This window comes from Sulfitobacter sp. EE-36 (assembly GCF_000152605.1).
Lineage (GTDB): Bacteria > Pseudomonadota > Alphaproteobacteria > Rhodobacterales > Rhodobacteraceae > Sulfitobacter > Sulfitobacter pontiacus.
Genome location: NZ_AALV01000007.1, coordinates 123,801 through 140,632, shown reverse-complemented (window position 1 = coordinate 140,632; position 16,832 = coordinate 123,801). Strand labels below are relative to the sequence as shown.

General features: G+C 56.5%; 21 protein-coding genes. 8 read left to right on the top strand and 13 right to left on the bottom strand.

Annotated elements, in window-relative coordinates:
* Nucleotides 1-114: 114 nt before the first annotated feature.
* Genes flaF through EE36_RS02280 form a run of 3 tightly spaced genes read left to right on the top strand, consistent with a single transcriptional unit; the run spans nucleotide 115 to nucleotide 1,775 of the window.
* Complete coding sequence (flaF, locus tag EE36_RS02290) at nucleotides 115-516, top strand: flagellar biosynthesis regulator FlaF (protein ID WP_005849061.1); 402 nt, start codon at nucleotides 115-117, stop codon at nucleotides 514-516.
* Between the two features lie 5 nt (nucleotides 517-521).
* Complete coding sequence (locus EE36_RS02285; protein WP_005849060.1) at nucleotides 522-941, top strand: flagellar biosynthesis repressor FlbT; 420 nt, start codon at nucleotides 522-524, stop codon at nucleotides 939-941.
* Nucleotides 942-950: 9 nt separating this feature from the next.
* Nucleotides 951-1,775, top strand: coding sequence for a DUF1217 domain-containing protein (locus EE36_RS02280; RefSeq protein ID WP_005849059.1), 825 nt, complete (start codon nucleotides 951-953; stop codon nucleotides 1,773-1,775).
* On the opposite strand, the gene EE36_RS02275 is transcribed toward EE36_RS02280, so the two are convergent.
* The 5 genes from EE36_RS02275 to fliF all read right to left on the bottom strand — a co-directional run bounded on the left by EE36_RS02275 (nucleotide 1,776) and on the right by fliF (nucleotide 6,398).
* Entirely contained in the window at nucleotides 1,776-2,807 is a 1,032-nt protein-coding gene (locus EE36_RS02275; protein ID WP_039911419.1) for a flagellar motor switch protein FliG, read from the bottom strand.
* 90 nt (nucleotides 2,808-2,897) lie between these two features.
* Nucleotides 2,898-3,722 carry a flagellar type III secretion system pore protein FliP gene (gene fliP / locus EE36_RS02270; RefSeq protein WP_005849053.1) on the bottom strand — a complete coding sequence of 275 codons (825 nt, stop codon included), beginning with the start codon at nucleotides 3,720-3,722 and terminating at the stop codon, nucleotides 2,898-2,900.
* Nucleotides 3,722-4,066 carry a flagellar motor switch protein FliN gene (gene fliN, locus EE36_RS02265; protein WP_005849052.1) on the bottom strand — a complete coding sequence of 115 codons (345 nt, stop codon included), beginning with the start codon at nucleotides 4,064-4,066 and terminating at the stop codon, nucleotides 3,722-3,724. Before fliN ends, fliP begins: the two co-directional genes overlap by 1 nt.
* The gene (locus EE36_RS02260) at nucleotides 4,066-4,707 is read right to left on the bottom strand and encodes a hypothetical protein (protein ID WP_005849051.1); all 642 of its coding nucleotides are present in this window, start codon (nucleotides 4,705-4,707) and stop codon (nucleotides 4,066-4,068) included. The genes fliN and EE36_RS02260 overlap by 1 nt, the downstream gene beginning before the upstream one ends.
* Nucleotides 4,704-6,398 (bottom strand): flagellar basal-body MS-ring/collar protein FliF, encoded by a 1,695-nt coding sequence (gene fliF / locus EE36_RS02255; RefSeq protein ID WP_039911392.1) that lies wholly within the window; start codon nucleotides 6,396-6,398, stop codon nucleotides 4,704-4,706. The genes EE36_RS02260 and fliF overlap by 4 nt, the downstream gene beginning before the upstream one ends.
* A gap of 135 nt (nucleotides 6,399-6,533) precedes the next feature.
* On the opposite strand from fliF, the gene fliL reads away from it, so the two are divergent.
* The 4 genes from fliL to EE36_RS02235 are packed head-to-tail and all read left to right on the top strand — an operon-like array spanning nucleotide 6,534 to nucleotide 9,159.
* Nucleotides 6,534-7,172 carry a flagellar basal body-associated protein FliL gene (fliL, locus tag EE36_RS02250; RefSeq protein ID WP_005849049.1) on the top strand — a complete coding sequence of 213 codons (639 nt, stop codon included), beginning with the start codon at nucleotides 6,534-6,536 and terminating at the stop codon, nucleotides 7,170-7,172.
* Nucleotides 7,173-7,181: 9 nt separating this feature from the next.
* Nucleotides 7,182-8,138: a flagellar motor switch protein FliM gene (locus EE36_RS02245; protein WP_005849047.1), complete on the top strand. Its 957-nt coding sequence runs from the start codon at nucleotides 7,182-7,184 to the stop codon at nucleotides 8,136-8,138.
* Nucleotides 8,119-8,493 carry a hypothetical protein gene (locus EE36_RS02240; RefSeq protein WP_005849045.1) on the top strand — a complete coding sequence of 125 codons (375 nt, stop codon included), beginning with the start codon at nucleotides 8,119-8,121 and terminating at the stop codon, nucleotides 8,491-8,493. The genes EE36_RS02245 and EE36_RS02240 overlap by 20 nt, the downstream gene beginning before the upstream one ends.
* A 3-nt stretch (nucleotides 8,494-8,496) precedes the next feature.
* Nucleotides 8,497-9,159: a MotE family protein gene (locus EE36_RS02235; RefSeq protein ID WP_005849044.1), complete on the top strand. Its 663-nt coding sequence runs from the start codon at nucleotides 8,497-8,499 to the stop codon at nucleotides 9,157-9,159.
* Here the strand turns inward: EE36_RS02235 and EE36_RS02230 are convergent.
* Genes EE36_RS02230 through EE36_RS02195 form a run of 8 tightly spaced genes read right to left on the bottom strand, consistent with a single transcriptional unit; the run spans nucleotide 9,156 to nucleotide 15,345 of the window.
* Nucleotides 9,156-10,283: a flagellar biosynthesis protein FlhB gene (locus EE36_RS02230; protein ID WP_005849043.1), complete on the bottom strand. Its 1,128-nt coding sequence runs from the start codon at nucleotides 10,281-10,283 to the stop codon at nucleotides 9,156-9,158. The two genes, EE36_RS02235 and EE36_RS02230, sit on opposite strands and share 4 nt — an antisense overlap.
* 2 nt (nucleotides 10,284-10,285) lie before the next feature.
* Complete coding sequence (locus tag EE36_RS02225; RefSeq protein WP_005849041.1) at nucleotides 10,286-11,041, bottom strand: flagellar biosynthetic protein FliR; 756 nt, start codon at nucleotides 11,039-11,041, stop codon at nucleotides 10,286-10,288.
* Nucleotides 11,042-11,047: 6 nt separating this feature from the next.
* Entirely contained in the window at nucleotides 11,048-13,138 is a 2,091-nt protein-coding gene (gene flhA, locus EE36_RS02220; RefSeq protein WP_005849039.1) for a flagellar biosynthesis protein FlhA, read from the bottom strand.
* Between the two features lie 2 nt (nucleotides 13,139-13,140).
* A complete protein-coding gene (locus tag EE36_RS02215; protein WP_005849037.1) occupies nucleotides 13,141-13,929 on the bottom strand; it encodes a lytic transglycosylase domain-containing protein in 789 nt (262 codons plus the stop codon).
* 1 nt (nucleotide 13,930) lies between these two features.
* Nucleotides 13,931-14,200, bottom strand: a complete 270-nt coding sequence (locus EE36_RS02210; RefSeq protein WP_005849035.1) for a flagellar biosynthetic protein FliQ — start codon at nucleotides 14,198-14,200, stop codon at nucleotides 13,931-13,933.
* A 39-nt stretch (nucleotides 14,201-14,239) separates the two neighbouring features.
* The gene (locus EE36_RS02205) at nucleotides 14,240-14,557 is read right to left on the bottom strand and encodes a flagellar hook-basal body complex protein FliE (RefSeq protein WP_005849033.1); all 318 of its coding nucleotides are present in this window, start codon (nucleotides 14,555-14,557) and stop codon (nucleotides 14,240-14,242) included.
* A gap of 9 nt (nucleotides 14,558-14,566) precedes the next feature.
* Nucleotides 14,567-14,977, bottom strand: a complete 411-nt coding sequence (gene flgC, locus EE36_RS02200; protein WP_074636865.1) for a flagellar basal body rod protein FlgC — start codon at nucleotides 14,975-14,977, stop codon at nucleotides 14,567-14,569.
* Nucleotides 14,978-14,991: 14 nt separating this feature from the next.
* Nucleotides 14,992-15,345: a flagellar basal body protein gene (locus tag EE36_RS02195; protein WP_005849029.1), complete on the bottom strand. Its 354-nt coding sequence runs from the start codon at nucleotides 15,343-15,345 to the stop codon at nucleotides 14,992-14,994.
* A gap of 62 nt (nucleotides 15,346-15,407) precedes the next feature.
* Here EE36_RS02195 and EE36_RS02190 point away from each other — a divergent pair, with 62 nt between their 5' ends.
* The gene (locus tag EE36_RS02190) at nucleotides 15,408-16,799 is read left to right on the top strand and encodes a FliI/YscN family ATPase (RefSeq protein WP_005849027.1); all 1,392 of its coding nucleotides are present in this window, start codon (nucleotides 15,408-15,410) and stop codon (nucleotides 16,797-16,799) included.
* The last annotated feature ends 33 nt before the right edge of the window (nucleotides 16,800-16,832 follow it).

Below are 16,832 nucleotides of genomic sequence, written 5' to 3'. Positions count from 1 at the left end.
TTTAAAAACAAGTGCTGAAAATTATCCTTGCTTTCAAGAAATTAAGGATTTTTTAATTCTCCCTTAACTCTGCCACCCTATAGTTGAACCGAGGCAGAATAAAAAGGCAGTGAAATGAGTGTAACCGCGTATAAGCGGACCATCTCGCACACCGAAGATCCGCGCCAGATTGAGCGTCGGATTTTGGCGAGCGTGACATCCAAACTTGAAAACAAATTCGAAGCATTTGACGGTGCTGCGGAAAAATCTCAAAAGCTTCAGATGCTTGCAGATGGCCTGCGCGATACCCTGTGGGAGAACCAGCGCGTTTGGCTCACGTTCAAGGCCGATTTGGCCGAGAAAGATAACGGGCTGACGGCCGATTTGCGCGCTGCGCTGATCTCGCTGGCTCTTTGGGTGGAAAACCACACCAAAGCGGTCCTGTCCGGGTCTAAAAATGTGAAGCCTTTGATTGATATTAACCGCAGTATTATCGACGGTCTGAGCGGACGGGCTGCAAAAGTCGCGGCGGAGTAAGCTTTATGGCGCTGCGATTAACCCTGAAACCGAACGAGCGGATCCTGATTAACGGCTGTGTCGTGCGCAACGCCGATCGCCGTCAGATGATTGTGATCGAGAATCAGGCTGACATCGTGCGTGAAGCCGATCTGTTAAAAGAGGATGAAGAGCGCACCCCTGTAAAAGAGGTCTATTTCTTCATCCAGACCGCCTTGCTTGAGCCATCGACCCGTAAAAAATTGGTGTCGATCATCCAAAAGAAACTAGGCGCGCTTGCGCCGGTTTTCCACGACGAGATGGCCAGCCACATCTTTGAAGCCGCGGCTCACGTGTCTTCTGCTGACTTCTACAAAGCGATGCGCACATTGCGCCCCCTGATCGAATATGAAGAAAAACTGTTCAAAATGATCCGGGAAAAGAACACAGCCACGGCGGCGGAATAGGGTAAACCTATGATCAGCATTTCAGGTTTAGGCAGTTCCACCGCGCTCAAGCTGATTGACGCAACGCGGGACAAACAGCTTGATCTGATGCGTGATTCTGCCGCCAATAAACGCGCGGAAGAAGCGTTTCGCGACAGAATCGGCGACATCTCCAGCCCGGAAGAGCTGATCGCGGATTTCGAAGTCTACAGTTTTGTGATGCGGGCCTTTGACTTGGAAGACCAGATTTTCGGCAAAGGGCTGATCCGCAAAATGCTGGAATCCGATCCGGTCGAACCTTCATCCCTGCTGAACCGACTGACCGACAGCCGCTTCCGCGAAATGCATCTGGCTCTTGGCTTCACGACAGAGGCAGGTCCGCAGACCCCTGATTTGACGGACCCGGATTTCCTAAATGATGTGACGACGCGCTTCTATAATCGGCAATACATCAACGAAAATGACGCCCAGAACGAGACCGTGGGCACGGTGCTGGAATTTCGTGACAAGTTTAGCGGTATTAATAACTGGTTCGAGGTGCTGGCCAGCGAGAAGTTGACTAATTTCTTCCAGGTCGCCTTGTCACTCCCCGAACAGATGTCTGCCCTTGATCTCGACAAACAAAAGGCCCTTCTCGCTGATAAATTCGACCTCGAAAAACTGGCGGATCCGGCGGAGCGTGAGAAGCTGATCGCGCGCTACGTTGCCATTTCAGATGCCGTTAACCCACAGGGATTTCAGGCAAATTCAATAGCGCTTGACCTGCTGCAATCCTACAATCTGGGCGGCCAGTTCGTGCCGATCACAATCGATGTGACGGCTGTCACATTCTCTGCATCGCGCCTGTATCGCTGATCAGCTCGGCATATCCGACATCATATCCTCGTCATTTTCGGGCAAGGATACCTCTCCTTCCGACATCAAACGCAATGCGGCTTCGACCAACTGAGCCTGCGCGCCTTTAACATCTTTGGACCGGACAGGGCCCATTGAAGACATTTCATCCTGCAGCATTCCACGTGATCGCGAAGGCAGGGACGCCAGGAAATGTTCACGCACTTCCTTCTTGGCACCACGCAGCGCCATCGGCAGGGTATTCCCGCTCACTTCGCGCATGATTTTCCCCAACATCATTTCGTTGAACTTAACCAAATCATCGAAAACAAACATTTTTTGCTTGATGGACAAAAGCTTATCGGGCTGGCGTTCTTCCAGGTTGCGGGTGAGATTAACCAACATATCTTCATCGAGTTTGTTGAAAATCGACACCAATTGGCTCTCGATCCGGGCTTCAGCGCTGTTCCCGGCCTTGGCCAACACATCTTCACGCAGTGTATTCTCAATATTCTGAATCGTATCGATCGGTAGCTTGTCCATGCCCATGATGCGCTCAATCAGATCAGCGGCGCGTTCGGCCCCCAAAAGCGGCAATACCTTTGCTGCGACGTCAGGCCGGATTCGTGTCAGGATGACCGCGATCGTCTGGTTGTGTTCCTTCTGGAGAAAGGCGACCAACTCCTTCTCGTCCAGATCCGACAGGTCTTTCCAAACATTATCGATCTTTTTGCCGTCAATTTCCTGCAAAATTTCAGCAACACGATCTTCGGGGAGGAATTCTTTCAGCAATCCGCGCGCAGCATCAATCGAGCCGACCACACTACCGCTGTGATTCACTTTTTCATCAAATTCCGAGATGATTTCTTCGACGATACCAGCGTCGACTTCGCCCATCGTCGAGATAGCTGTGGTGATCTGGCGGATCTCATCAACATCAAGCTGCTGCATGATCGCGCCGCCCCTCTCCTCACCTAGACACAGGAAAAGGATCGCCGATTTCTGCGCGCCGGACATGTGGCGATGTTTGCGAAGGGGTACAAACTGGTTCATGAGATCGTCGATTCCCGCAGGCTGGATATTATCGCACAAGGATAGCCGAAACTATTCTTGTTTGACATGGCTATTTATGACCGCGGCGGTTTATCCGGAAACGTAAGATTGAATCAGCGACCCAGCCAGCATGTACCACCCATCGATCAGTACGAAAAAGATGACCTTGAAGGGCAGCGAAACCAACACGGGCGGCAGCATCATCATGCCAGCGCTCATCAAAACCGATGCCACAATCAGGTCGATCGCGATGAATGGAAGGTAAATCAGAAAGCCAATGGTAAACGCGCGACGCAGCTCCGAAATCATGAAGGATGGCACCAGCACCCGCCAGCTTGGCAACGCAGCAGGCCCGTCCGAGGGCGGCGACGCTTCATCCGCAATATCGGTGAAAAGCTGGAGGTCCTTGTCGCGCGTATTAACCAACATGAAGTTGTAAAACGGCTCGGATATATTGCGCACGGCTTGCTCTTCGATAATGGCGTTTTCCATTAAGGGGACCAGCCCGCCCTCCCACGCATCCTCGAACACCGGCTGCATTACAAAGAAGGTCATGAACAGCGCCATAGCGTTCAACACGATGTTCGGTGGTGTTTGGTTTAGCCCAAGCGCAAGCCGTAACATCGAGAAAACAATGACGAATCTGGTGAAGCTCGTGACCATCACCAATAGCCCCGGTGCCACGCTCAGGACCGTGATGATCGCGAACAGCTGGATCAGACGGCCAGACAGGCTGGCCCCCTCGTCCGTCCCCGGGGTGACGTCGCCGAAAGCCGAAGAGAGGTCCCGCACCATGCTGCCAAGGTCTGCCTCTTGTGCCCATCCAGTCGATGCTGACGCAACGACACCGGCCAAAACCAAGGCCAGACCACACATCACGCGTGGTGCAAACAGGGGCAGCAAACGGGGGGACATCAGATATCCGAGACGAAATCTTTGACGATCTCACGCAGCGCAACTCCAAGGGAATCCCCCTGCACGCGCACCAGATCACCGCGCGCGACCATGCGATCGTTAATCATGATGTCGACGGGTTCACCCACGCGGCGGTCAAGCTCGATCACCGACCCTTTGGTCAGGTTCAGCAGCTCCGAGATCGGCATACGGCTGCGCCCCAGAACGACACGGACGTCCAGTTTGACACCAAAGATCGCATCGAGGCTTTTGCCATCCAGACCCGCCGGCGCTTTGGTCTCTGCATCCTGAGCGTTGTTGTCAGTCAGGTCTGCTTGGGTTTTATCCTGGTCATTATGTAGCATTATTCAGCAATCCTTGTGGTTGCGGTCAGTTCAACGGCGGCGGTTTGCAAGGCGCTGCGCACGGCCGTGGTTGCCTCTTCGAGATCGTATTCCAGCTTCCCGCCCTGCCAGACGACCCGCGCTGCACCACGGGGCAGATCGCTATCCGCGACAATCTTGATCGACGCGGCGTCTGTTGATGCAGGTAGCCAAACCGGCGGCTCGGCCTGCAGCCGCGCGGCGACTTCGGGGCAGGCGGTGATGGACAGAACCGGTGTACTGCGGCTTAGGGCGACGCTTTCACGGATGCGACCAATGGCCAGATCGACGCCGTAGTTTTGCAGCAACTCTGGTACAAGCCGGTCGCCGATGCCGAGGAAGAGTTCCACGATATCAGTCTCTGTTGCGCGGCATTGTCTCGTATCTTGCGCGATCAGCGCGTCAAGCTGCGCACGGATTTCAGCGCTCTCCGCCTCTAGTCGTGCATCCTCTTGCGCGTCAAACTCCGCCTTTGCATCTTGTTGCCCGACGGCGCGCCCGGCATCAAAGCCCTGCTTGCGCGCTTCGGCAAGACGCAGGTTCAGCTCTTCCTCGTCGATTGTAGTGACGGGCGCCGCGGGCGCATTGTCGCTGTCAAAGTTTCGGGCGAAAAGATCGATCATGCGCCTGCCTCGGCAGGAAGCCATGACCGGATCACGCGCAGAACCTCTTGGGGTTTCTCATCTGCAAGCTGTTGGATCGTCTCGATCTTTTTCTTGTGCAGATTCCCACGGATGCCCTCCTTGCGCACGTATTCAGCCACTTCCGCAGCTTCGATATCGTCATCCGTGATAGTCAGCGGGTCGTCATCCTCGGCAATATCCGCGACGGCTGGCGTGGTGCCGGGCAGCTTGGGGCGCTGGCCTTCCGCTGTCAGTGCGGCGGGTTCGGCGGCCTTTTCTGCGGTCAGGGCGGGATCTTCGTAGCTATTGAGCTGATCGCCTTCGCTGAACTTACGCAGCATGGGTCGCACGCCAAAGACAAGGATCAGGCCGACAACCAGCAGGGCCAGAACACCGCGCACAATAGACACGACATTCTCGGACAACTCATCCCCGATAGATTTGTCGATCGGATCGCCAAGATCCATCGAATAATCCATGAAGCGCATACTATCGACAGAGACACTATCCCCGCGTGTAGTGTCGAATCCGACCGCAGTTTTGACCAGCTCCCCAAGCCGCGCAAGCTCTTCCGGCGTGCGTTCAGCGTAGATCACATCGGACCCGTCAACGTTGTAGATCCCGTTCACCAGAACCGCGACGGACATGCGCCGCACGTCGCCGGCTTCGCGCACGATCTCTCGGCGCGTGTTGCCGATCTCATATTGCACGATCTCGTCAGCCTCGGAGCGGCGGGTCGATGTTCCTGCCCCGTTGCCATCGGCCAAAGCGGCAGGGATGTTGTTTTCCACACCGACGTTGCCAGCCTCTTTCGTGCCGGTCTGGTCTTCGGACTTCGTCTCGGTCGACCGCACGACCTGCTGGTCGGGGTCGTATGTCTGCTCGACAATGACTTCGCGCTGCGTGGTCAATTCAACGTTCACATGGACGCGCGCGTTCCCCGCGCCGACCCGCGCTGTCAGGATGTTCTGGATCTCTTGCGACAGGCGGTCTTCAATGCCTGCTTTGGCGGATTGGACGCCGCCTTGGCTGCTACCGTCCGGCCCTTCCGCCAGGATCGTCTCGCCACTGGCCGACAGAACGGTGACGCGCGAAATATCCAGGTCTGCAACGGCAGAGGCGACCAGATTGCTGACCGCCACGGCCTGCTTACGGGTCACCGCACGGCCGGATTCGGGGCGCAGGATGATAGAGGCACGCGGCGCAGGCGCATCGCGGGAGAAAGGCTCGCGGTCGGGCAACACCAGATGAACCCGCGCAGACGAGATCCCGTCAAGCGTCTGGATGGAGCGGGCGAGCTCCCCCTCCATCGCGCGCATCTTATTGATCTTCTGCAGGAAGGAGTTCATCGCCAGCCCGCTGCTTTCGTCGAACAGCTCCCATCCCGGATCCCCATCGATGGGCATGCCGGTCTCTGCCAAAACCATACGCGCCCGCACCGCGTCCCCGCGGGGAACCGAGATGCTGGTGCCGTCTTCAGAGACCATCGCATTGAAGCCGGCGTTTGCCAGCGTCGCCTCGATCGAATTGGCGGAGGTGATCGACAGATTCGAATAGAGCGGCGCGTAGTCCGGACGGGTCACGGCACCAATGCCGAGAATCATCAACAGCACCACACCAATGCCCGCCCCACCAAGCATCATGAGCTTGTTTTTACCGAGCGACTTGAGATTGTCGATTAATCCTTGCATGGGGCCCCTCAGCATCGATTTGTTGTGAATATATTGATCAATTCATGCCTCAAGGCAAGTATTAAACAATTTTTAACCTTGTGTTTTTGCCCTTAAAAGGGGAATGTGGCATTAACACCAAGTTAAGGTTTCCACATGGCCGACAAAGCGAAAAAAAAGCCAGCTGCGGCAAAGCAGGCCGCCTCTGCTGACGCAGCGGACCGGCCACGCGGATCGCGTAAAATGCTGATCGCGGCCGCGCTCATGTGCGTGGTATCCTTGGGTGGCGGATTTTTCCTTGCCCGTGCGGCCTACGTCAAAGACGCCGAAGCCTTTGAGCCCGAGTATAAAAGCGAAGAAGCCGATCAGACGGACACCAAGGATGATCACGCCGACACGGAAGATCATGGTAAAGACGATCATGCCAAGGACGAGGGTGATGCCGAAGACCACGCCGATAACACCAAGGCCGCAAGCACAGGGCTGATCGATCTGGGCGAGATGCTGACAAACATCCAAGGTTTCGATCAGAACGGCACCCCGACATCGGCGTTTCTTAAGGTGAACCTGATGGTCGCCTACCGGCCCGATGAGGACGCGGACAAGCTGATGGTCGAACGCCAGCCCTTCATGCGCGATCTTTTCAACGGCTACCTGCGGGGGCTGACCGAAAACGACGTGCGCGGCATGGCGGGCATTCTTTATATCAAGGCCGAACTGCTGAAACGGGCGCGCGCCGCCGTGGGCAGCGATCTGCCACAGGAAATCCTGATCAAAGACCTGATCGTGCAGTAGGAGGCGGCGATGAGCGAGAGCGACACAACAGCACGGCGACCCGACGAAGCAGGCAGCACCCTGATCGACGAAATCATCCGCATGTCGGATTTCACCTTTGATCGCCTGCCCATGCTCGACATCATTGGCGATCGCATGGTCGAAAACCTGTCGGTTGCCCTGCCCGACCTGATGCGCGCCATGTGTGAAGCCTCACTCGCCTCGCTTGACTATATCCCTATGGGCAAAGTGATAGAAGGGCTGCCCAAGCCCACGTTTCTGGCCGTTGGCACAGGTCACCCCTTTGTTGGTGAAATCCTTGTGGTGATGGATCAAGCGGTGCTTATGACCGCGGTTGAACTGATGCTGGGCGGGAACGCCAAGAACGTCGATCTCGACAACACCGATCCCTTTACCGCGATCGAGCTTGGCTTTGGCGAACGGCTTGCCTCTGCCGTCTTTGCCGAGTTGGAGCGGTCTTTGTCGGTTGTGGGGGCTGCGAACCTCGAACTCGATCGCATCGAAACCGAGGCCGAAGGTGCCGCGATTGCCAAAAACACAAGCCTTTGCGCGCGGTTACGGCTGTCGTTGACCCTTGCCGGAAATACCGGAAACCTTGATCTAGTCATCCCCTATGACGCACTTGAACAGATCTTGCCCGACTTGGGCAAAGTCTATTTCGGCGACCGTATGGTGTCGCAAGACCAGTGGCGCGGGTTGATCGGGGCGCAGATCGAACGGGCGAACGTCGATCTGGATGTCGTCCTGTCCGAAAACGTCTTTCCGCTCCAAAAAATCATGTCATGGCGGCCCGGCGACACCATTGATTTCGGCATCGAGGAAGGCCGCGATGCCACTGTGACCTGTGCCGACACCCCGATGTTCAACGTGTCGTTGGGCAAACGTAACAACGGCTATGTGGCTGTGCAAATTACCGAAAAGCTGGAAATTCTGGAGGACCACGAAGATGATGGCAACGATAATTGACAGCCTGATCGTCGTATTGCTGATCGGCAGCATCGGCTATGGCTACGTGGTTTCGATGAAATTGCGCAAGTTGACGGCGACGTTGAAACAGCTTGAACCGCTGGTCGAACAATTCTCCTCTGCGGTCGATAAATCCGAACAATCTGTGCACCACATGCGGGAAAGCATCGAAACCGCGCAACGTGCGCCGGCCCCCGTCGAAGCGCCCCCCCCGCCCGAAGAAACAGCCGCCTCTTTCGCCAGCCGCCGCGCGACCAAGCAAGCGCCGGCAGAACGCAATGGCGTGCGTGTGGTACGGGATAAAAAAGAGATGGTGCGCGCGTTTTTCGAAAATTCTTCTGCGGCAAAGGGCTGATAGATGTTTGGACCAGGTATGTTGAACGGGAAAATTATCCTTGGGGGGCTGGCCCTGACGCTCTGCGCCAAAGCCGCGCTATCCTTTCCTGAATTGCCCTTGTTCAAGGATAGCGCGCTGCCGCAGCAGCCGATGGTCGTTCTTGCCGCTGAAACCAAAGAGGAAACGGGCCTGCAACCGGTTCAGGATGCCCCGCCGCTGGTGGGCAACCTGCCCGAACTTTCAAACGGTTGCGAAGCACCCGAAGACGTTTTGATCTCGCTCACGAAAGAGCGCGAATTGGTGCGGTTGCAGCAGGAAGAGCTGGAAAACCAACGTGCTGAATTTGCGCTGGCCCGCGAACGGCTTAACATCGAAAAAGCATCTCTGACCGAGCTCAAGACCTCTATCGAGGATCTGCTGGGTCGCGTTGATGCCGCGCAGACCGAAGACCTTGATCGTCTGATCCAGCTTTACACGAATATGAAGCCGACCGATGCGGCGCGTATCATGGATGATCTGGACATCGAGACGACGATTATGATCCTTGGTACCATGAAGCCAAGAACAGCTGCGCCTATCCTTGCAAAGATCCCGCCTGTACGGGCGCGCGCCGTCTCCAAAATCATTCTGGAACGTTCGCAGCTTCCGGCGGATCAAGATCTTACAGGTATCAAGCTTCGTTAATATGGATCGGTCCGCAAGGTAGACCCCTGCGGCGCCGCCCGCTTTTTATTGTTGCGCAGGTCAAAGACGAAGCTGATGATCTCGGCGACAATTTCCCAATGGGCGACGGGAATGACCTGATCGACGTCGATCTCGTCATATAGCATTCGCGTTAACGGTTTATTCTCGATCATCGGAATATCGTGCTCCGCAGCCACTTCGCGGATGCGCCGCGCCAGATGATCCGCGCCTTTGGCGATACAAACCGGGGCCATATCCTGCGCCGGGTCATATTTCAGCGCGATTGAATAATGGGTCGGGTTGGTCAGAATGACATCCGCCAAAGGCACAGCAGTGATTGTACGCTGCTGTGACAGCTCGCGCCGGCGACGCGCCCGTTTCTGCCGGATTTCGGGGGAGCCTTCGGATTCCTTATGTTCGTCCTTGATGTCTTTCTGGCTCATCCTTTGCTTGCGCCGCCAATCAAAACGACGCCACAGGATGTCGGCAATCGCGATTGGCACAAGCAGAATTGCAGCCGCAATCAACAGCTTAACAGCAGCGGCGGTCAGATAGCCGGGCAGATGCTCGGGGATAAAGCCCGACGAGGTCCAGATACGCCGCACCGCTTCATTCGTGAACCACACGGCAAGCCCACCGATTGCCAAGACTTTGACGATACTTTTCGCGAATTCGACCAGCGCATTCGCCGAAAAAAGACGCTTCAACCCTTCCAGCGGTGACAATTTGGAAAGCTTTGGTTTGATACGCTCTGCCGCAACGACCGTTTCACCCTGAATCACAGCGCCAATCGCACCGCCCAAAAACAAAACGCCAAAGATAGGAAGGACTGCCCACACGATCATATAGAAGAATTCGCTCATGATCTGCCCCAGCCGGATCACCCCCGGCTCCCCCGTGGCGACCATTAGATTTGGGGAATGGTCCAGCAGAACTGACAGCGCGACGACGATTTGCGGGGCCTGATAGGGCAAGACCAAGGCGGCGATCCCCAACATCGCCACGACAACGACCATGTTCCCCGTCTCCTTTGAAGACGGGACATCCCCTTTCTTGCGCGCGTCCTTAAGCTTCTTTTCGGTCGGCTCTAGGGTCTTTTCCGTGCTGTCGCTATTCTCGGCCATGATTAGATCCTAAAGCCCATGATCCACTCCTGGAATCGCACTAGGAAGTAATCAAGCATGGCCGGCAGGGCGATAGCAAGGATCAGCAGCCCTGCCCCGATCAACAGCGATGCCGCCACGAAAAACACGGGCAGTTGTGGCATCATCCGGTTTGCCAGCCCCATGCCAAGGTTCAAAATCACACCCATCACAAAGAAGGGGGCGGCAATTGCCGTCCCGATATAGAGGCTCGCACTCGCGACACGAAGTATTTGATCTGCCAGATCGGCGAGCACGAACTGTCCGGGCGGGAACACCTGATAACTGGCAAGCAATGCGCGGATGATCAGATGATGGGTGTCTGTGACAAAGATCATGGTCACCGCGCTCATCAGCAGCAAGGTCGCCACCATCGTCGCGCCTTCAAACGACCCGAACGACGGGCCAAAAGCGTTTGCCAAACCAGACACCTGCCCGACCTGAAACCCCGCAAACTGCAATGCTGACAACAGGATACGCGCGCAAAGACCAATCCACAGCCCGATCAGCACCTCGGCGCCCAGCAGGAACACCGCGGTCACCGCGCTATCAGGCAGCGCGCTTGCAATGGGCGTCAGCGGAAGCAGGGAAAGACTGATCAGCACTGCCAAGGACAGCCGCGGGCGCACCGGAATCTGCACCTCCCCAAACCCGGGCATAAACATCAGCGCCGTGCCAATGCGGGCAAACACCACAAAAAAAGAGAAAAATAGCGTCGAGATGAAGGGTTCGATTGCCACGATCGGTTAACCGACGGTGCCAACAGTGCGTAGCGACGCTTTGCGGTGGACTTCGTTGTGCGAAATCACTTGGGTCATCGGGCTCACCCGTTCGAGGATCGACCGGACGTAGGGCCGCGCTTGAGGGCTGACCAAAATGGCCGGCCATTCATCTGCGCTCGAAAACTTTTGGATTTCCTTGCGTACTGCAAGAACAAATTCCTGCACCCGCGACGGCGACATCAGGAAGGTTTCTTCCCCGTTCGCTTTTGAGATCGAACTCGCAAGCTCGCGCTCCCAATCTCCACCCAGATTTATGACCGGCACATATCCTTGAGAATCCTTCAAGGATTGGCAAATTTGTTTAGCCAGTTTGCTCCGGGCGTGCTCGATCACTGTGCGGATATTCTTGGACGTGGCGCTTGCCTCCGCGACCGCTTCGATGATCATCGACAGATTTCGGATCGACACCCGCTCTGCTAGCAGCGCCTGCAAGACGTGCTGCAACATCACAGCCGAACTGCTGTCAGAGCCGCTTGAAAGCAGTTTCTGATATTCCTTGCCCTGCCCCTCGATCAATTCCTGCGTCGCGGCATAGGTCAGGATCTCGGGCATATGCTCCTTGATCACCTCGGTCAGATGCGTGGTGATCACGCTTTCCGGATCAACGACAGTCATCCCCATGAGCTCTGCTTCGGATGCGCGCGTTTCGTCAACCCAGATCGCTTCCAACCCGAAGGTCGGTTCGCGCGTGCGTTTGCCGGGAAGGTTAATTTCTTGCCCCGACGGGTTAATCACCATCATCATCATCGGGTCAACTTCCCCACGGGCGGCCTCCACCCCTTGCAGGGAAATGGCGTAGGTATAGGCGGGAAGCTCCGCATCGTCCTTGATCCGAACCAACGGCAAGACAAACCCGAAGTCCTTTATAAACAACGACCTTAGGCTTTTCACCTTACCCGGAAGCGCCGCATTGACCGACGTAATCATCGGCACGAGACCAGAGCCGAGATCCAGCCGGACATCATCAACGCGCAGCATATCCGACAGCTTGTCTTCTGCACTCTCAACAGGTGCTGCGTCGCGCGCGGCGGCGAGTTTCTCGGCCTTGTCCCGCTCTACAAAGGACTTCTGCATGATATAGCCAAAGCCCGCCATCCCAGTAGAGAGCGCGAGAAAGATCATCAACGGAAAGCCGGGCAGCCAACCGATACAGAATGTCAGTCCCGCCGCGACATACAAAGCCTTGGGGAAATTGCTGAGCTGCCCCAAGACGGCTTCGTTCGCCGCACCCAGTGTTCCGCCCTTGGTCACCAACAAACCAGCAGCAAGAGACACGACCAACGCAGGGATTTGAGTGACCAAACCGTCACCGATCGTTAGCACTGTATAGCGGCTCATCGCGTCGCCCACGCTCAGTCCGTGGCTGATCATACCGATCATAATGCCGCCAAAAACGTTGATCAGCGTGATGATCAACCCAGCAACAGCATCCCCGCGGACGAACTTGGACGCACCGTCCATCGCCCCGAAGAACGAGCTTTCTTCCTCGACCGTTTTACGCCGTAGTTTCGCCTCCTCCTCCGTAATGGCACCGGCGCCGAGGTCAGCATCGATCGCCATCTGTTTGCCCGGCATCGCATCCAGCGAGAATCGCGCCGCAACCTCCGCGATTCGAGTAGAGCCCTTAGTGATGACGATAAAGTTAATGATCACCAGAATTGTGAAAACAATAATGCCGATGATGAAGTCGCCGCCCAGAATGAACTGCGAAAATCCCTCGATGACATTCCCCGCTGCGCCCGGTCCGTTATGGCCTTCACTCAAAATTAATCTGGTGGAGGATACGTTCAGCGCCAGACGCAGCATCGTGACGACCAGCAAAAGCGTCGGAAAGGAGTTGAATTCCAAGGGTGTACCGATCCACAGGGCCACCATAAGAATCAGAACGGACAACGCGAGGGAAATCGCCAAACCCAGATCCAGAAAGAAGGGAGGCAAAGGAATAAACAACATCGCCAGGATGAGAACCATCCCCACGGCGAACCCGATGTCGCGATTGGCACCGCTAAGCTTGGCAAAGCTGAAGGGCTGCGGATTTGTGTCTGGTGTCGCCACGCTCAGTTGACCTCTGCGTAATGGGGCAGGATGGGGGCCAACGCCTGCGTAGAATAGATAGACAGCGCGCCACCCGCTTTTCCGGAGTTTGCACCGCTCAGATCGGCGCTCCAGTTGAAATCGGGCATCTCGCGGGTGGCTGCAACCTGCTGCGGGGTGCTATTGACCGGGCTAACATCGCTTGCAAAGCGGGTCAGGAATGCCTGGGCGATGCGCTGGTTCTGCTGCAACTTCTGCAGATAAACAGCTTTGTAGCTGGGGTTAGACGAATGGTACCGGCCAGCGGCTTGCCACCAATCGCCTGTCTCGTGATACAGTGCGGTCAGGAAACGTGCGGCATAATCGACGTTATGCGCTGGCGTCGTCGCCTCTTCTAGCGAGGAGAACTGGTCGCCATGCCACCGTTGGTTAATCTGCATGCATCCCACATCCGTGGACCGGATGCCGCGACCCTCTGTCTCGCGCACATGCGCTTCTAATGCGAGCTTGCTGCCAAAAAACGTGCCGGTGCCGTTTGTGTTTGCGGTCCACGGCCATACCACCAGCTTGTTGTTCACCTGACGGCCAGCTTCCTGAATCCCGATCGCCAACAATAGGTTACCGGGAATGTTATAGCGCTGTTCAGCCGAGAGGATCTCGTCCACGCAGACGCGCATCGGGTTTGACGTGGCGTTTTGCCGACCCAACTTCACGGCAGGAGCGGATGACGTGTAAAACCCTGTCCAACCGCCTTTGTCCGCCAAGGCAGAGACGGGCAGCAAGAGAACCATGAACAAGACGGTGAGCCGCACCCTAGAGCCCCCCGTTGGAGACAAGATCGAACACCCGGTCCGAGAGCCCGACAAGTGTCGAAAAAATAAATGGAATGCTGATGGCGAGCGTCACAAAAATCGCCGCGATCTTGGGCACGAACGTTAGCGTCATTTCCTGAATCTGTGTCAAAGCCTGGAAAAACGCGATCGCAAGCCCGACGCCAAGCGCCACAACAAGCACAGGTGCCGACCCGATCAATGTCACGGTTAACGTCTGCCGGATGATTTCGTAGATAGTGACAGAATCCACAGCGGACCTCCGAAAAACATGGCGCGTGTTAACCTGACGTTAAACCGGCATACGCATAACTTCTTGGTACGCTTCCACCAGTTTGTCACGCAGCGCGACCGAAACCTGAACTGTCTGCTCCATCGCCATGGTGGCCTGAACAACCTCTTGCAGGCTGGCTTGCCCTGTCAGCCCCTTGATCGCCATCTGGTCGCCTTCGCGCACCGAATCCACCGCCTGCGACGCGGCATCGCCGACCATCTGGGCAAAATCTTTTGGGGCGGGGCCAGCGGGTTTTGCACCCCGCGTTTCACCCTGCACCGTCTTTGCATAGGCGGCTTCAACATAAGAAGAACGGATGGCGGAAAAATCTGTCATTCTGGCACCTTACTTCAACAGCTCGACCAACTGACGGCGCATGTCACGCGCCTTGTCCAGCATCGAAAGGTTTGCTTCATAACTGCGCGCGGCTTCACGCATATTACTCATTTCGATCAGCGGGTTCACGTTCGGCATCTTGATATAGCCGTTCTGATCCGCAGCGGGATGCGATGGTTCATACCGCAGTGTGAAATCGGCATCATCCCGCAGCACGCCTGCGGACTGCACAATCGCGGCCCCCGTTGACGGATCCGTGGCGCTTTCAAAAGAAATCGTCTTGCGCTGATACGGGTCGCCCCCCGCCGTTTGCGCGGTCGAACTGGCATTTGCAAGGTTTTCAGAGACGATGCGCAACCGGTCACCCTGCGCCCGCATCCCGCTGGCGGCTGTTGCCGAAATTCTGGAAAGGGAATCCATCGCGCGTCTCTCCGTTATTTCCGGCCAGCGACGGCGTAAACCATCTCGTGCGCTTTGCGGTACAGGCTCGCGGCCATTTGAAACTGACCCGAGGCGCTGTTCGCCTCGACCAACTGCTCTTCCAGGTTCACATTATTCCCGGTTGCCGTAGCGCCACCCAGAACCCGCGCCTCAACCACCTCGGCCTCCTGCAAACGTTGCGACCGACCTGCGTCTTCCAGATAGCTGGCAAAGCTTTGCACATCCTGCGCGCGGTATCCCGCAACGTCAGAATTCGCGATATTCTCCGACACGACATTCTGCCGCGTTGCAAGCCACTGCAAACGCTTGGGCGCAAGACTGAACAAGGATGTGGGATCTGTATTCATACTAGACTCATTATTTATCCTTGTTATATAGCAAGGATAGAATATTTTCGAAAGAGTATATTTTGACTTCTGCCTTCGCAAACCTGCAAAAGTCCATCTATTCATGCGCCAGCGCAAAGATCTCGGGCACCGTCAGGTCCATCACTGGCATGACCCTCACCGTCAGCGGGCTAGAGGCGATGGCGGCGATCGGCAGCCAATGTCGGGTGTACACCCCCGCAGGACACATCGATGGCGAAGTCGTCAGCGCACAGGGCAGTGATCTTTGCGTTCTGCCGTTCGGCACATGGGAGGGCGTGTCCGTCGGGAATACCGTCGAATTGATTGAGCATGACGATATGGTATCCCCCGACGACAGCTGGATCGGCACGGTGGTTGATGCGCTTGGCCGCCCGCTCACGCAATACACTCGCGCGCGCCGCCCGCGCCGCAAAACCCGCTTTCGCGCCAACCCACCCGGTGCATTCGACCGCAAGAAGGTGGGCGAGAAGCTGGAAACACAGATCAAATGTATCGATATTTTCACACCGATTTGCCGCGGCCAGAGGATGGGTGTTTTCGCGGGTTCAGGTGTCGGCAAATCGACCATGATGGCCATGCTAGCCCGCAATACGGATGCCGATGTGATTGTCATCGGGCTGATCGGCGAACGCGGCCGCGAGGTGCAACAGTTCATCCAGGAGGATCTGGGCGAAGAAGGCATGGCCCGCGCCGTTGTCGTCGTCTCTACCGGGGACGAGGCACCGCTGCTGCGCAAACAGGCCGCATTAACCACAACCGCGATTGCCGAATACTTCAAATCGACGGGAAAGCAGGTGCTGCTGCTGCTGGATAGCGTCACCCGTTTTGCGATGGCGCAGCGTGAAATCGGCCTCGCCCGCGGCGAGCCGCCAACCCTACGGGGCTATCCGCCGTCGGTGTTCAGCGAACTGCCCCATTTGCTGGAACGTGCGGGCCCCGGCATGGCGGCAGAAGGTGACATTACCGGTCTTTATACGGTGCTGGTGGATGGGGACGATATGAACGAACCCATCGCGGATGCGGTGCGCGGGATCGTGGACGGGCATCTGGTGCTCGACCGGCGCATCGCCGAACAGGGGCGTTTCCCCGCGATTGATCTGCAAAAATCGCTGTCGCGGATGCTGCCGGGCTGCCACTCTCCCGAAGAATACGAGATCACCAAAGTCGCGCGCAAGGCCTTGGGCCGCTACGCCGATATGGAAGATTTGATCCGATTGGGGGCGTATAAAGCCGGGTCCGACCCGGAAACCGATCAGGCAATTACCTTCTTTCAAGCAGCCAGCCCGTTCCTGTCACAAAGCCGCGGCGACAAGACCCCAGCCGCCGAAGGCTTTGCCGACACCTACCGGATGATACTGGAATCCGGCATCGATGACCCGCTGCGTAGTTTTTTCGAGGAACGCGCCCGCGCCGAAGCGACGCCAGCGCAATAAAAAAAACCGGCGGGACGTATGTCCAAGCCGGTG